Below are 15,721 nucleotides of genomic sequence, written 5' to 3'. Positions count from 1 at the left end.
TGGACACTCCGCCGGCGTCATCCCGGCTGCAGCGCAGCGGAAAGCCGGAATCTGGGAGGCAGGGAAGGGGCGGGCATGCTCCGTCCCTCAGTGCCCGACGCGCAGCACGCCGGTATCGGGATCGTAGTCCCAAACGTATGCAACCACATCCTTGTCGTAAATCAGGATGGCTGTCTCAGGCGTTAGGTCAATGGGAAGGGCTGCGATCCGCTCTCTTGTCGCCGTCGTGAGCCTGTGAGGCATGCCTGGATTTACGGGGTCGCTCTGTAGGGTCTGCTCTACGGTTAACGGAATTTTTTCCTGCGCTTGGAACGCCATCAGGATCGTTATGTCGGGACGCGGATCTGCAGCCATTGTCTCAAGCAGAATGGAGATCTCAGGCTCCGACAGGCCGTGCAGGCTCAACCGCGTCCCATCGAGAGGATCAGCGATCAGTGTATCATCCGACACGCACCGGTCGTAGACGACCACGCTCATGCGCTGGCCGATGCGTGCTTCTGTAAAGGCCTTCAAAGCCGCCGAGGCGTGTGGCTTCAGGCGGACCATGGGGGAGTGCTTGTTGACGCCGCCTTGGGTTGGTGACCGGATTTCTGCGATGTCCGTGGCCTTGATGACGTGCAGAGAACTGACGACATGCAGCGTCATGTCATCTTTCGCTTGCGCGGACACGGCGGTGAAGAGGGTGACGGCAAGAACGATCCAAAGCTCTGAAATATACCTCATGTTCGTCGTACCCCTTCCTCCGTTTGTATTCCGAACGAGGTCAGATAACCGAAACCCGGATCCGCTGTGTTAGCACTCCATCGCTCAGCGCACGCATTCTAACGTGCGTTGCCATGTTTTCTCGCAACTCTATGGTTGCAGATCCAGGCCCCAGTTTTTCGAACCGTTGACCGCCGCCGCCCGAAATCTCCACGCGGAATGTTGATGGCGTCTCTGTGGTTGACCAAAACTCCAGCCGCAGGCTGCGAGGTCCACCCGCAATCTGCTCGTAAACGGTTTGCCAAGGCCCCCAACGTCCCGGTAATGCGTAGAGCGTCCCGCCGCGCGTTTTCATCTCGCGAGGTATTCTCAGTTCACCGAGTTTCGGTTGTCGAGGGTATTTTTTCTCAATACAGGCACGCAGGGTGGATCTAACCGTCGCTCCATGAAATTCGTCCATTTTTATCTCCTTCAGAAATGGATATGTGATTTTAGAACCATTTTCTGCGCAGGGGATTACTTTTCGTTAGCGTCGGAGATTGGTGCGAGAGCAGACGATGAGATCGTAGCCAGATGCAAAACGGGCGCCCGTGGGCGCCCGCTGAACCTTCCGATCATCTCAAGCCACTGACGCCCCGCCTTAGCTGCACCCGCTCGTGCTTCCACACGTGTCGCACTTCAGGCAGGTGCCGTTGCGGACCATGGTGAAGTTGCCGCATTCGGCGCAGGATTCGCCTTCGTAGCCCTTCATGCGGGCCTGGGCGATCTGCTCGGCCTGGGTGGCCTGGGCGGGCTGGGCCGCGCCGACGTCGGCCTGCGGGGCCTCTTCGAGCGCCACGTCCCGGTTGAAGGCGGTGGCGACGGCCGCCGCGCGGGCGTGCACCGAGGTCGCCGACGAGAGCGTCGCGCTTCCCGCCTTGCCGCCCGTGTGACCGCCCGACTGGCCACCTGACCCGCCGTCCAGCTTTCCGGCGGGGGCGTCCGGGCCGCTCACCAGACGGAAGCGCTCCGTCTGGCCGCGCACCAGCCCCTTGGAGACCACGCCGCCGGCCGGGGAGGCCTCGTCCGCCGCGCGGCCCTCGTTCGGGCCCGAGGACATCGCCGTGTTGCCGATCGCCTCCGGCGGCACATGCGCCAGATCGTTGCGGGCGAGGTAGGAGACGGCGAGTTCGCGGAAGATGTAGTCGAGGATCGAGGTCGCGTTCTTGATCGCCTCGTTGCCCTGCACCATGCCCGCCGGCTCGAAGCGGGTGAAGGTGAAGGCGTCGACATATTCCTCCAGCGGCACGCCGTACTGCAGGCCAAGCGAGATGGCGATGGCGAAATTGTTCATCAGCGAGCGGAAGGCGGCACCTTCCTTGTGCATGTCGATGAAGATCTCGCCGAGACGGCCGTCCTGATACTCGCCGGTGGTGAGATAGACCTTGTGGCCGCCCACACGCGCCTTCTGGGTGTAGCCCTTGCGCCGGTCCGGCATCTTCTCGCGCTCGCGCACCGGGCGTTCGACCACCCGCTCCACGATGCGCTCGACGATCTTCTCCGCGACCTTCTCGGCCCGCGCCGCCGCCGGCTGGGCGACGAGCGCCTCGGCGGCCTCTTCCGCGTCCTCCTCGTCCTCATCGGCAAGAAGCTGGGCGTTGAGCGGCTGCGAGAGCTTCGAGCCGTCGCGGTAGAGCGCATTGGCCTTCAGCGCCAGACGCCAGGACAGCATGTAGGCTTGCGCGCAATCCTCCACCGTCGCGTCGTTCGGCATGTTGATCGTCTTGGAGATCGCGCCGGAGATGAACGGCTGGGCCGCCGCCATCATGCGGATGTGGCTGTCCACCGACAGGAAGCGCTTGCCGAGCCGGCCGCAGGGGTTGGCGCAGTCGAACACCGGATAGTGCTCTTCCTTGAGGTGGGGGGCGCCCTCCAGCGTCATCGCGCCGCAGACATGGGTGTTCGCCGCCTCGATCTCCGCCTTGGTGAAGCCAAGGTGCGTCAGGAGGTCGAAGGCCGGGTCGGCGAGCTTTTCCTCCGGCACCTCGAGCGCGGCCATCTGCTCGTCGCCCACCGTCCAGCGGTTGAAGACGAACTTGATGTCGAAGGCCGACTTGAGCGAGCCCTTGATCTTCTCGATGGAGGCGTCGGAAAAGCCCTTGGCCTTCAGCGTCGTCGGGTTGATGCCCGGCGCCTGGTCGATCGAGCCGTGGCCGACCGCATAGGCCTCGATCTCCGCGATCTGGCTTTCGCTGTAGCCGAGCTTGCGCAGGGCCGCCGGCACGGCGCGGTTGATGATCTTGAAGTAGCCGCCGCCGGCGAGCTTCTTGAACTTCACCAGCGCGAAGTCGGGCTCGATGCCGGTGGTGTCGCAATCCATGACCAGGCCGATGGTGCCGGTCGGCGCGATCACCGTGGCCTGCGCGTTGCGGTAGCCATGCTTCTCGCCCAGTTCCAGCGCCTTGTCCCAGGCCGCCTTGGCGCGCTCCACCAGATCCGCCTGCGGGCAGGAGGCATGGTCGAGCGGCACCGGGTTGGTGTTGAGCTTCTCGTAGCCCTCCGTCTCGCCATGGGCGGCGCGGCGGTGGTTGCGGATGACGCGCAGCATGTGCTCGGCGTTTTCCGCGTAGCCCGGGAAGGCGCCGAGTTCGCCGGCCATTTCCGCCGAGGTCGCATAGGCGACGCCTGTCATGATCGCGGTGAGCGCGCCGCACAGCGCGCGGCCCTCGTCGCTGTCATAGGGGATGCCGTCGGTCATCAGCAGGCCGCCGATGTTGGCGTAGCCGAGGCCGAGCGTGCGGAAGCGGTACGAAAGTTCCGCGATCTCCCTGGAGGGGAACTGCGCCATCAGCACCGAGATTTCCAGCACCATGGTCCACAGCCGCACACCGTGCTCGTAGCTGTCGACGTCGAAGGTGCCGTCGTCCTTGCGGAACTGCAGCAGGTTCAGCGAGGCGAGGTTGCAGGCCGTGTCGTCCAGGAACATGTATTCCGAGCACGGGTTCGAGGCGCGGATCTCGCCAGACGCCGGGCAGGTGTGCCAGTCGTTGATGGTGGTGTGATACTGGATGCCCGGATCGGCCGACGCCCAGGCGGCATAGCCGATCTGCTCCCACAGCTCGCGCGCCTTCACGGTCTTGGCGACCTTGCCGTCCTTGCGGGCGGTCAGGTCCCAGTCGCCGTCCTCCAGAACGGCGGTGAGGAAGCCGTCGGTGACGCGCACGGAGTTGTTGGAGTTCTGGCCCGAAACGGTCAGATAGGCTTCCGAATCCCAGTCCGTGTCGTAGGTCGGAAACTCGATCCTGGTGAAGCCCTGGCGCGCGAACTGGATGACGCGCTGGATGTAGTTCTCCGGCACCATCATCTTCTTGGCGGCGCGGATCTCGCGCTTCAGCGCCGGGTTCTTCGCCGGCTCGAAGCAGTCGCCGTCCGGCCCCTCGCAGTTGACGCAGGCCCGCATGATGGCGGTCAGGTGCTTCTGGCAGATCTTGGAGCCGGTGACGAGGGCGGCCACCTTCTGCTCTTCCTTGACCTTCCAGGTGATGTAATCCTCGATATCCGGGTGGTCGACGTCGACCACGACCATCTTGGCCGCGCGGCGCGTGGTGCCGCCGGACTTGATGGCGCCGGCCGCCCGGTCGCCGATCTTGAGGAAGCTCATCAGGCCCGAGGACTTGCCGCCGCCCGACAGCTTCTCGCCCTCGCTGCGCACGCGGGAGAAGTTGGAGCCGGTGCCGGAACCGTATTTGAACAGGCGCGCCTCACGCACCCACAGGTCCATGATGCCGCCGTCGTTGACGAGATCGTCCTGCACCGACTGGATGAAGCAGGCATGCGGCTGGGGATGCTCGTAGGCGGTCGCCGAGCGGGTCAGCTCGCCGGTCTGGAAATCGACGTAGAAGTGGCCCTGGCTCGGACCGTCGATGCCATAGGCCCAGTGCAGGCCGGTGTTGAACCACTGCGGGCTGTTGGGGGCGACCTTCTGGGTGGCGAGCATGTAGCGCAGCTCGTCGAAGAAGGCGCGCGCATCCGCTTCCGTGTCGAAGTAGCCGCCCTTCCAGCCCCAATAGGTCCAGGTGCCGGCGAGGCGATCGAAGACCTGCCGCGCGTCGACCTCGGAGCCGTAACGCTCGTCCTCGGGCAGGGCCTCGAGCGCGTCGAGGTCGGCTTCCTTGCGCCACAGCCAGGAGGGGACGGTGTTCTCCTCGACCGGCTTCAGCTTGGCCGGCACGCCGGCCTTGCGGAAATACTTCTGCGCCAGGATGTCGGAGGCGACCTGCGAGAACTGCTCCGGCACGTCGATGTTCTCCAGCCGGAACACGATCGAGCCGTCCGGATTGCGGATCTCGCTGGTGGCGACCCGGAACGGGATCTCCGCATAGGGAGACTGTCCGTCCTTGGTGTAGCGCCGCTCGATTTTCATCCCAAAGCCCCTTCCGTGTATCGGGCCCGGCGATCCTTGCGCGGGCCGAAAATTTGGCGATCGCGGCCGTGCCGCATCGATACCGATACAAGTCACGCCGCCCGGGCCTGCGCGGCTGCGCAAGGCATCGGACACCGCCCTGTCAATTGGCGTCCCGCCCGGAGGCGGAAGCCTGTTCTGGTTGGGTGCATACCAAATATAGTATGAGCCGCATCTCGAGTCACGAAATAACCGGAGCCCGACCCGCGCAAAAGGGACCGCCACGAGCCGCCGCGCTCATGCCGGTGTTGGGTGCGATGCCGTCGATGTCGAGGACGCGGAGCCTGTCGCTCCAACCTGCTCACGATGTTTGTGACAGGTCGAACGGTAGGGTGAATCGTCGGTAAGCGTCAAGCCGCGAAATCCATCTGTTGTGGAGGGCGGCCGGGTATCCCCAAAATGTAGTGTGTATGTGTGGAAAGCCGGGAGAAGGCGGTGCGCTGCGATTTTCGGCGGCGGCGGGCCTCGGCCCGGGCGGAGGCCGCGTGAGCCGATATCCCCGTCAGGGACGCCCTTTATCCCCGTCAGGAACGCCCTTTGCCGGGGCGCCGGCCGCGTCGCGACGCGGGCCGTGGCCGCTCCAGGAGCCGCCTCGGGCAGAATCACGGACAACGCGCAGAGGATACCATCGCGATCGTTCGAGTTTTAGCCAAACTCGTCTCGAATGCGCGGGTCCGGCGAAATCGCGGGGCAAGCGGGCTGTGCTTCACTCGGCGGATCGAGAGGCAACGCCGAGGAACCGCCGTGGCGCGCATGACGCGACATTATGCCTACGGGCTCGACATCTCCGACCTGGATGTGGTCGTCGTCGACGATTCGAAGCCGATGCAGGCCATCCTGCGCTCCACGCTTCTGGGGTTCCGGGTGCGGCGCGTGCGCACCTACGACACGGCGGACGAGGCGGTCGAGGTGATGCGTCTCGATCCGCCGAATTTCGTGATCACCGACTGGCGCATGCGGCCGACCAGCGGCATCGCCCTGTTGCGCAACCTGCGTCAGCGGCGGATGGCGCCGCTGTGCTTCCTGCCGGTGATCTTCGTGACCGCCCATGGCACCCGCACGGTGATCGACCGGATCCTGCGCGACGGGGCGCAGAACGTGCTGATCAAGCCGGTCTCGCCCTCCGCGCTGCACGAGCGCATCGCCTGGACGCTGCGCGACGACCGTCCGCTGGTGATGGGGGAGCAGGGGCGCTACGTGATCGACGGCGTGGCCGACATGCTCGACGCCAAGGCGCGCAAGTGGCAGCAACTCGGCGCTCAGCGGGCGCTGACCGGCGAGCGGCCGGCCCGTTCGCCGGCGCGGGCGCCGGCCGCACCCGCCGCGGTCCCGGACATCATTCTGCCCGACAGCGCCCTGCGTCCGCGTGCGCCGGAAACGCAGGCCCCGAAAGCGCTTGCCCCGAAAACGCTTTCCAAGGAGCCGCGCGCGCCGGTCGCGACGGCCCCGGCCGACGCCGCGCCGACGCCGGCAGGTCCTTTGCAGGCGGATGCGCGGCCCGGCAGCTTCGCCAAGGTGAAGCGCGTGCGCCATCGCCGGGGGATCCTCTGAGCGGGGCGGGGCCGCGCATTCACCCCCGCCGGCGCGCCTGAGCGGCTGGACAAGACCGGCGCGGGCGGGCATAGTCCGCGCGCCCGGATCGGGGCGGTGAACGCCCGTCGGCCGGGCCGTGTCCGGCTGCCGCCCGGCGACCCCGTGTCGTGGGCCGGGGGGCGTGACCGTCTTCTTTCGAACATGTGCGCATGGCGGGCGGATGCCGCGATGCGCCGATGCTGTCTCGAACAATGGCCGACAGTCGATGAAAAGCCTGCTTCTTCAGTTCTTCACCTGGTGGAACAGTGCCACCTGGGGCACCCGCTTCTTTACGTGGCGCAAGGGCGAGTTCGTCGGCACCGACGAATTCGGCAACAGCTATTACAAGGAGCGCGGCGGCAAGAAGCGCTGGGTGATCTACAAGGATCTCGCGGAAGCCTCGATGATCCCGCCGGGCTGGCATGGCTGGATGCATCACCGCGTCGAAACGCCGCCGAGCGAGACGGAGTACGCGCCGCGCGCCTGGCAGAAGCCGCATGAGGCGAATCCGACCGGAACGCCCGGCGCCTATCGCCCGAAGGGCTCGATCCTGACGCCGGAAAGCCGGCCCGAGGTCACCGGCGACTATCAGGCCTGGACGCCCGGGAACTGATCCGCTCCCGTTTCCGGATCTGCCGACCCGAACGAAAAACGCCGGCCCCCGCATTCGGTGCGAGGGCCGGCGTTTTCGTTTGAGCGGTTGGCGCGGGCGGGCCGGTCAGGCGACTTCCGTCTCGATGCCGAGCCGGCGGTCGAGGTAGCTGCCGCATTCGCCCATCAGCTCTTCCATGTGCGACTCGAAGAAGTGGTTGGCGCCGGGGATGATCTTGTGATCGATCACGATGCCCTTTTGCGTCTTCAGCTTGTCGACCAGATTCTGCACGTCCTTGGCCGGAACGACCTTGTCCGCGTCGCCGTTGATGATCAGCCCGGAGGACGGGCAGGGGGCGAGGAAGGAGAAGTCATGCAGGTTCGCCGGCGGGGCGGCGGAGATGAAGCCCTCGACCTCGGGCCGGCGCATCAGGAGCTGCATGCCGATCCAGGCGCCAAAGGAGAAGCCGGCGATCCAGCAGGCCCGCCCGTCCGGATGCACGCTCTGCACCCAGTCGAGCGCGGCGGCCGCGTCGGACAGTTCGCCCTGTCCGTGGTCGAACGAACCCTGGCTGCGGCCCACGCCGCGGAAGTTGAAGCGCAGCACCGCGAAGCCGCGCTTCGCGAACATGTAATAGAGCTGATACACGATCTGGTTGTTCATCGTGCCGCCGAACTGCGGATGCAGATGCAGAACCAGGGCAATGGGCGCCGTGCGGGACTTGGCCGGGTGGAAGCGGCCTTCGATCCGGCCGGAGGGACCATTGAAAATGACTTCAGGCATGGACGACCTCGTGCATGGGGCTCGTGTTCCTTTATGGGTCCGTCGTATCTGTCACGCGGGGCCGTGGACGCCGCAGGAATGCGGCAAAACTACGGGGTTCTGCGTAAGCCCGTCTTGACTCGGATGCCCCCGGTTCCTACAACTTCTTTAGAATCGTTCGAAACTTCGCGGTGACGCGCGCCAGGCGCGCGGGGCGTCGTGTGCCAGCGTGGCATTCAGCGTCGTCTTATTTCAGATATCCGCGCGGAATTGCAAGGATTCCATGGTGTCCGGCGGCGCGCGTCCGCGCATTGTCGTAAACGCGCAACCCGTGCGACCCGTAAAGGCGCGACAAGCGCGACCCAATGTGCCCCGCGTCGCGACGCCCCACGCCGCGACATCCGCAGCGACACGGACTGTCGCGATGCATGTGACGACACGGAGACGGAACGTCGGCATGACGACGGGAACCGGCATCTATCTCGACCACAACGCCGGCGCGCCCCTGCGCGCCGCGGTGGCTGACGCAATGCGCGACATGCTGGGCACGGGCGGCAACGCCTCCTCGGTGCATGCGCCGGGGCGCGCCGCGCGGGCGCGGATCGAGGCGGCGCGGGCATCGGTCGCGCGGCTTGCGGGCGTGGCCGGCGAGGCCGTCACCTTTACCTCCGGCGCGACGGAGGCGAATGTCACGGCGCTTGTGCCGGTGTGGAAGGCGGGGCGCGGCGAGCGCCGGTTCTCGCGGCTTCTGGTGTCGGCCGTGGAACACCCGTCGGTGGTGTCGGGCGGGCGCTTCGAGGCGGCGCGGGTCGAACAATTTGCCGTCGATCGACACGGGCGCGTCGATGTCGCCGGCCTCGCGCGGCGGCTGCAAGCGTTGAACGCGGCCGGGGAGACGGTCCTTGTCAGCGTGATGGCGGCCAACAACGAGACCGGCGTCGTGCAGCCGCTGGCCGAGATCGGCGCCGTGGTGGCGCAAGCCGGGTGCGTCCTGCATGTCGATGCGGTTCAGGCGGCCGGGCGGCTTGAGATCGATCTCGACGCCTGGGGCGCGGCGAGTGCCGCGCTTTCGGCGCATAAGATCGGCGGTCCGCAAGGGGCGGGCGCGCTTGTGGTGCGCGACACGGGCCTGCGCCCGGTGCCGCTGCTGACCGGCGGCGGGCAGGAGCGCTGGCAGCGGGCCGGCACGGAAAACGGCTTGGCGATTGCCGGGTTCGGCGTCGCGGCGGATCTGGCGGCGGACGAATTTGCCGTCTGGCAGCAGATAGCGGCGCTGCGAGATGGTTTCGAACGCGATTTGCGCGCTATATGGCCGGACACGGTGATCTTCGGCGACGGGGCCGAGCGGCTTGCGAACACCTGCTGCTTCGCCGTGCCGGGGGTTTCGGCGGAAACCGCGTTGATCGCGCTCGATCTGGAAGGCATCGCCGTTTCGTCGGGCTCGGCCTGTTCGAGCGGCAAGGTGGCGGTGTCGCATGTGCTGACCGCCATGGGCGTCGACCGCGATCTCGCGCGCTGCGCCCTGCGTATCAGTCTGGGGGTCGATACGACGGCCGCCGAACTGGAGGTTTTTCTCGCCGCCTGGCGGCGATTGTCGGAGCGGATCCGCTCGTCGGGCGCCGGGCGCGCGGCCTGAGGTTCGTTTCGTTTGGGAATGCCGGACCCGGCCGCAGACCGGCTCCGGTTCTGGTGTGACAACCCGCGGTCCTTGACACCGCAGTGGATGGAGACACGAATGCCTGCAGTCCAAGAGACGATCGACCAGGTCCGGTCGATCGACGTTGACCAATACAAGTACGGCTTCGTCACCGACATCGAGTCGGAGAAGGCGCCAAAGGGCCTCAACGAAGACATCATCCGCTTCATTTCGGCCAAGAAGAACGAGCCGGAGTGGATGCTGGAGTGGCGGCTCGACGCCTATCGGCGCTGGCTGACCATGACCGAGCCCACCTGGGCGCGGGTCGAGTACCCGAAGATCGACTTCAACGACATCTACTATTACGCCGCGCCGAAGACGGCCGAGGCGCCGAAGAGCCTCGACGAGGTCGATCCGGAGCTTCTGGAGACCTACGAGAAGCTCGGCATCCCGTTGCGCGAGCAGGAGATCCTGGCCGGCGTCGCGCCGGAAAACCGGGTCGCCGTCGATGCCGTCTTCGACAGCGTGTCCGTGGTCACCACCTTCAAGGAAGAGCTCAAGAAGGCCGGCGTCATCTTCTGCTCGATCTCCGAGGCGCTGCAGGAGTACCCGGAGCTGGTGAAGAAGTACATCGGCTCGGTCGTGCCGGTGACCGACAACTATTATGCGACGCTCAATTCCGCGGTCTTCACCGACGGGTCCTTCGTCTATGTGCCGGAGGGCGTGCGCTGCCCGATGGAGCTGTCGACCTATTTCCGCATCAACGAGCAGAACACGGGCCAGTTCGAGCGCACGCTGATCATCGCCGAGAAGGGCGCCTACGTCAGCTATCTGGAAGGCTGCACCGCGCCGCAGCGCGACGAGAACCAGCTGCACGCCGCCGTGGTCGAACTGATCGCCATGGACGACGCGGAGATCAAGTACTCCACGGTGCAGAACTGGTACCCGGGCGACAGCGAGGGCAAGGGCGGCATCTACAACTTCGTCACCAAGCGGGGCGACTGCCGGGGCGACAATTCCAAGATCTCCTGGACCCAGGTCGAGACCGGGTCGGCGATCACCTGGAAGTACCCGTCCTGCATCCTGCGCGGCGACAATTCGCGCGGCGAGTTCTATTCGATCGCGGTGTCGAACGGCCGTCAGCAGATCGACAGCGGCACCAAGATGCTGCACCTGGGCAAGAACACGTCCAGCCGCATCATCTCCAAGGGCATTGCCGCCGGCAAGTCGGAGAACACCTATCGCGGGCTGGTGTCGGCGCACCGCAAGGCGTCGAACGCGCGCAACTTCACGCAGTGCGACAGCCTGCTGATCGGCGACCAGTGCGGCGCCCATACGGTGCCCTACATCGACAGCAAGAACGCTTCGGCGGTGTTCGAGCACGAGGCGACGACCTCGAAGATCTCGGACGACCAGATGTTCTACTGCCAGCAGCGCGGCCTGTCGGACGAGGAGGCCGTGGCGCTGATCGTCAACGGCTTCGTCAAGGACGTCATCCAGCAACTGCCGATGGAGTTCGCCGTCGAGGCGCAGAAGCTGATTTCCATTTCGCTGGAAGGCTCGGTCGGCTGACGACAGCCCCCCTTCGCGACACACACGATATCGACGGAACGAGACACATGCTTGAGATCAAGAACCTTCATGCCCGCATCGCCGAGGACGGCACCGAGATCCTGCGCGGCGTCGATCTGACCATCAACAAGGGCGAGGTGCATGCCATCATGGGGCCGAACGGCTCCGGCAAGTCGACGCTCTCCTACATTCTCGCGGGCAAGGAAGACTACGAGGTCACCGAGGGCGACATTCTCTACAACGGCGAGAGCATTCTGGAGATGGCGCCGGACGAGCGCGCCGCCGCCGGCGTGTTCCTCGCCTTCCAGTACCCGATCGAGATCCCGGGCGTGGCGACCATGACCTTCCTCAAGGCCGCGCTCAACGCGCAGCGCAAGGCGCGCGGCGAGGCGGAGCTTGCGACGCCCGACTTCATGAAGCGGGTCAAGGAAAAGGCGGCCGAGCTCAATGTCACCATGGACATGCTCAAGCGCCCGCTCAACGTCGGCTTCTCGGGCGGCGAAAAGAAGCGTGCCGAGATCCTGCAGATGTCGCTGCTGGAGCCGGCGCTCTGCGTGCTCGACGAGACCGATTCCGGCCTCGACATCGACGCGCTGCGCGTGGTCGCCGATGGTGTGAACCGCCTGCGCGCGCCGGATCGCTCCTTCCTGGTGATCACCCACTACCAGCGCCTGCTCGATCACATCGTGCCGGATGTGGTGCATGTCCTGTCGCGTGGCCGCATCGTCAAGACCGGCGACAAGGATCTCGCGCTGGAGCTGGAGAGGAATGGCTACGCCGATTACGTCGACGCGGCCGCGTGAACGCAAGCGAGGGGACTGTCATGAACATGGAACCACGCAAGATGGAAACGCGCGCCGAGAGCGAACTGGCCGAGGCCTTCGCCGAGGTGCGTGACGCGCTCCCCGGCGGCGCCGAGGTGGCGGCGCGCCGCGCGGCCGCCTTCGAGGCGTTCAAGGGCGCCGGCCTGCCGCATCGCCGGGTCGAGGAGTGGAAATACACCGACCTGCGGGCGCGGCTGAAGAGCGTGCCGGCGTTCTCGCCCAAGCTGGACGACGCGGCGGCGAAGGCGCTGCTGGCCCGGCTCGGCGAGGATTACGCCGAGGTCGCGCGACACCGGCTGGTGATCGTCGACGGGCATTTCCATACCGATCTCTCCGATGTCGCGGCGTTGGCCAAGGAGGGCGTCACCGTGCGCCCGCTCGCCGAAGCGCTGGAGGCGGAGGGCGTCGCCCTGTTCGACCTGCCGGAAGTGGCGCGCAATGACGCCGCGACGGGCCTCAACGCGATCTTCTGCGCCGACGGGCTCGATCTGGTGATCGCGGCGGGCGCAAACGTGTCGCAGCCGATCGAGATCGTGCATGTGTCGGAGACGGAAACGGCGACGAGTTCCGCCGAACGCGTCATCATCCGCGCCGGCGAGGGCGCCGAGGCGGTGATCCTGGAGACCTTCATCGGCGGCGCCGAGGGGACCTTCTCCAACACGCTCACCGACATCCGTGCCGCCAAGTCGGCCGGCCTCACGGTGGCGCGGTTGCAGGCGGAAGCCTCCGGCACGACCCATGTCGGCTCCGCCGTCGTGACGCTCGCCGAGGAAAGCGCGGTGAAGCTGATCGGGGCTGGCATCGGCTCCGGCTTCGCGCGGCATCAGGCGTTCGTCGCCTTCACCGGCGAGAACGCGCGCGCCGACCTGCTCGGCATCACCATGGTGCGCGAGGGCCAGCACGTCGACCAGACGCTGGTGGTCGATCACGCCGTGCCGCATTGCGACAGCCGCGAGCTGTTCAAGACGGTGGTCGACGACAACGCCAAGGGCGTCTTCCAGGGCAAGATCATCGTGCGTCCGCATGCGCAGAAGACCGACGGTCAGATGATGACCCAGTCGCTTCTTCTGTCCGAGACGGCGGAAATGTCGCTGAAGCCGGAGCTGGAAATCTTCGCCGATGACGTGCAGTGTGCGCATGGCGCAACCAGCGGCCAGATCGACGAGGATCTGCTGTTTTACCTGCGCGCCCGCGGCATTCCCGAGAAAGAGGCGCGGACGCTGCTCGTTCTGGCGTTCCTGTCCGAGGCGGTCGAGGAGATCGGCGACGAGACCGTGATCGCGGCCTTCGAAAGCCGGATCCGGAGCTGGCTCCACACCGAGGAGTGAGACCATGTCCATGAGCGCGACGGCCGCCGACACGGCGGCCCCCTATGACGTCGACGCCGTGCGCCGGGATTTTCCGATTCTGGCGCGCGAGGTCCACGGCAAGCCGCTCGTCTATCTCGACAATGGCGCGTCGGCGCAAAAGCCGCAGGCCATGATCGACGCGGTCACGAAGGCCTATTCGCACGAATATGCCAATGTGCACCGGGGATTGCACTATCTGTCGAACACGGCGACGGAGAACTTCGAGGCGGCGCGCGAGACCGTGCGCCGGTTCCTCAACGCGCCGTCGGTGGACGAGGTGATCTTCACCCGCTCCACGACGGAGGCGATCAACCTCGTCGCGCACAGCTACGCGATGGACCGGGTCGGAGAGGGCGACGAGATCGTGCTCTCGATCATGGAGCACCATTCCAACATCGTGCCCTGGCATTTCCTGCGGGAACGCAAGGGCGCGGCGCTGAAATGGGTCTATATCCGCGAGGACGGGTCCTTCGACCTCGAGGCCTTCGAGCGGGCCCTGTCGCCGCGCACGAAGCTCGTGGCCATCACCCATATGTCGAACGTGCTGGGCACGGTGGTGCCGATCAAGCAGGTCTGCGAGATCGCCCATGCCCGCGGCATTCCGGTGCTGGTCGACGGCAGCCAGTCGGCGGTGCACATGCCCGTCGACGTGCAGGACCTTGGCTGCGACTTCTACTGCTTCACCGGACACAAGGTCTATGGCCCGTCCGGCATCGGGGTCCTGTGGGGCAAGGCGGAACTGCTGGAGCAGATGACGCCGTTCAACGGCGGCGGCGAGATGATCCTCGACGTGACCGAGGACGGGGTGACCTACAATCATCCGCCGCATCGCTTCGAGGCGGGCACGCCGCCGATCGTCCAGGCGATCGGGCTCGCGGCATCGCTCGACTACATGGACGCCATCGGGCGCGACCGGATCGCCGCGCATGAAGCGACCCTGCGCGACTATGCCCACCGCCAGCTCAAGCAGCTCAACTCGGTGCGGATCATCGGCGAGGCCGAGGGCAAGGGCGCCATCATATCCTTCGAGATGGCCGGCATTCATGCGCATGACGTGTCGATGGTGATCGACCGCGAGGGCGTTGCCGTGCGGGCCGGAACCCATTGCGCGCAGCCTCTGCTCGCCCGCTATGGTGTCACCTCCACCTGTCGGGCAAGCTTCGGGCTTTACAACACCACGGACGAGATCGACCGTCTCGTCGCGGCCTTGCAAAAGGCGCAGGACTTTTTCGCGTGAGGGCGTCATGAGTGAACAGATCGCAACGCCGGAAACCCAGGCCGAAATCGCCACCGCAAACGCCAGTGCGATTCCGGCCGACGAGTTGCAGCGGCTCGCCGACGACATCATCGGGGCGCTGAAGACCGTGTACGATCCGGAAATCCCCTGCGATATCTATGAGCTGGGCCTGATCTACAAGGTCGATATCGAGGACGACCGCTCGGTCGCCATCGACATGACGCTGACCGCGCCGGGCTGCCCGGTGGCGGGCGAAATGCCGGGGTGGGTCGAGGATGCGGTGAGCGCCGTGGCGGGCGTGGGGCCGGTCAATGTGACCATGGTCTTCGATCCGCCGTGGACGCCGGACCGCATGTCGGAAGAGGCGAAGGTCGCGCTTAACTGGTATTGAGCGCTCATCTTTCCTATATTACGGGGGAGAAGGCCGGTGACTTGGGCTTTTCCTGCCCGCTTCCGGCCACCGCGAACGGTTCCGAGAGTCCGGGTGAGGCGGTCCCAAGGGGCCGCCTGAACCGGCGAAAGGATTGGACGGTAGAATGGCTTCCAGATTTCAGGTGCTGACACTGACGGACGCCGCGGCCGCGCGCGTGCGCGAAATCGTCGAGAATGCCGACAAGCCGGCCCTCGGCCTTCGGGTCGGGATCAAGAAGGGCGGTTGTGCCGGCATGGAATACGACATGAGCCTCGTGGAAGAGGCGTCGCCCGGCGACGACGTCATCGAGGACAAGGGCGTGCGCATCTATGTCGATCCCTCGGCCGCGCTGTTCCTGCTCGGGACGGAGATGGATCACGAGGTGACCAAGTTCCGCTCGGGCTTCCTGTTCAAGAACCCGAACGAAGTGTCGGCCTGCGGCTGCGGCGAATCGGTTTCGCTCAAGCCGGCGGCGGCGCAAGAGAGCGGGGCACCCGGAGCGGTCTGACCTTCGACCGCGCCGTACAGCCTGTCGACACACGTTACAACGGCCGTGCCCCCCTGGGCGCGGCTGTTTTCGTGTGAGCAGGTCTCATGTCTGCAAGCACGCGAAACCGGCGCG

13 protein-coding genes are annotated in these 15,721 nt (G+C 65.9%); 9 read left to right on the top strand and 4 right to left on the bottom strand.

What is annotated here, in order from left to right:
* Positions 1 to 87: 87 nt before the first annotated feature.
* The 3 genes from ABL312_RS07930 to ABL312_RS07920 form a co-directional block, all read right to left on the bottom strand.
* Complete coding sequence (locus ABL312_RS07930) at positions 88 to 723, bottom strand: hypothetical protein (protein WP_349360844.1); 636 nt, start codon at positions 721 to 723, stop codon at positions 88 to 90.
* Positions 724 to 763: 40 nt separating this feature from the next.
* Entirely contained in the window at positions 764 to 1,162 is a 399-nt protein-coding gene (locus ABL312_RS07925; protein WP_349360843.1) for a colicin Z C-terminal domain-related protein, read from the bottom strand.
* 180 nt (positions 1,163 to 1,342) lie between these two features.
* The gene (locus ABL312_RS07920) at positions 1,343 to 5,104 is read right to left on the bottom strand and encodes a vitamin B12-dependent ribonucleotide reductase (RefSeq protein ID WP_349360842.1); all 3,762 of its coding nucleotides are present in this window, start codon (positions 5,102 to 5,104) and stop codon (positions 1,343 to 1,345) included.
* A gap of 792 nt (positions 5,105 to 5,896) precedes the next feature.
* On the opposite strand from ABL312_RS07920, the gene ABL312_RS07915 reads away from it, so the two are divergent.
* Both ABL312_RS07915 and ABL312_RS07910 read left to right on the top strand, forming a co-directional pair.
* Positions 5,897 to 6,694 carry a response regulator gene (locus tag ABL312_RS07915; protein ID WP_349360841.1) on the top strand — a complete coding sequence of 266 codons (798 nt, stop codon included), beginning with the start codon at positions 5,897 to 5,899 and terminating at the stop codon, positions 6,692 to 6,694.
* Positions 6,695 to 6,941: 247 nt separating this feature from the next.
* Positions 6,942 to 7,328, top strand: coding sequence for an NADH:ubiquinone oxidoreductase subunit NDUFA12 (locus tag ABL312_RS07910; protein ID WP_349360840.1), 387 nt, complete (start codon positions 6,942 to 6,944; stop codon positions 7,326 to 7,328).
* A 105-nt stretch (positions 7,329 to 7,433) separates the two neighbouring features.
* Here ABL312_RS07910 and ABL312_RS07905 read toward each other — a convergent pair whose 3' ends face one another.
* Positions 7,434 to 8,090: an alpha/beta hydrolase gene (locus tag ABL312_RS07905; RefSeq protein ID WP_349360839.1), complete on the bottom strand. Its 657-nt coding sequence runs from the start codon at positions 8,088 to 8,090 to the stop codon at positions 7,434 to 7,436.
* A gap of 436 nt (positions 8,091 to 8,526) precedes the next feature.
* Between ABL312_RS07905 and ABL312_RS07900 the strand changes: the two genes are divergently transcribed.
* The 7 genes from ABL312_RS07900 to sufA all read left to right on the top strand — a co-directional run bounded on the left by ABL312_RS07900 (position 8,527) and on the right by sufA (position 15,607).
* The gene (locus ABL312_RS07900; RefSeq protein WP_349360838.1) at positions 8,527 to 9,705 is read left to right on the top strand and encodes a cysteine desulfurase family protein; all 1,179 of its coding nucleotides are present in this window, start codon (positions 8,527 to 8,529) and stop codon (positions 9,703 to 9,705) included.
* Between the two features lie 99 nt (positions 9,706 to 9,804).
* Positions 9,805 to 11,277, top strand: coding sequence for a Fe-S cluster assembly protein SufB (gene sufB, locus ABL312_RS07895; RefSeq protein WP_349360837.1), 1,473 nt, complete (start codon positions 9,805 to 9,807; stop codon positions 11,275 to 11,277).
* 47 nt (positions 11,278 to 11,324) lie between these two features.
* Positions 11,325 to 12,080 carry a Fe-S cluster assembly ATPase SufC gene (gene sufC / locus ABL312_RS07890; RefSeq protein ID WP_349360836.1) on the top strand — a complete coding sequence of 252 codons (756 nt, stop codon included), beginning with the start codon at positions 11,325 to 11,327 and terminating at the stop codon, positions 12,078 to 12,080.
* A 20-nt stretch (positions 12,081 to 12,100) separates the two neighbouring features.
* Positions 12,101 to 13,429, top strand: coding sequence for a Fe-S cluster assembly protein SufD (sufD, locus tag ABL312_RS07885; protein WP_349360835.1), 1,329 nt, complete (start codon positions 12,101 to 12,103; stop codon positions 13,427 to 13,429).
* A gap of 10 nt (positions 13,430 to 13,439) precedes the next feature.
* A complete protein-coding gene (locus ABL312_RS07880; RefSeq protein ID WP_349361368.1) occupies positions 13,440 to 14,687 on the top strand; it encodes a cysteine desulfurase in 1,248 nt (415 codons plus the stop codon).
* A gap of 7 nt (positions 14,688 to 14,694) precedes the next feature.
* Positions 14,695 to 15,078, top strand: a complete 384-nt coding sequence (locus tag ABL312_RS07875; protein ID WP_349360834.1) for an SUF system Fe-S cluster assembly protein — start codon at positions 14,695 to 14,697, stop codon at positions 15,076 to 15,078.
* A gap of 145 nt (positions 15,079 to 15,223) precedes the next feature.
* A complete protein-coding gene (gene sufA, locus ABL312_RS07870; protein ID WP_349360833.1) occupies positions 15,224 to 15,607 on the top strand; it encodes a Fe-S cluster assembly scaffold SufA in 384 nt (127 codons plus the stop codon).
* The last annotated feature ends 114 nt before the right edge of the window (positions 15,608 to 15,721 follow it).

The organism is Stappia sp. (assembly GCF_040110915.1).
Taxonomy (GTDB): domain Bacteria; phylum Pseudomonadota; class Alphaproteobacteria; order Rhizobiales; family Stappiaceae; genus Stappia.
This window is presented reverse-complemented; position numbering and strand designations above follow the sequence as displayed.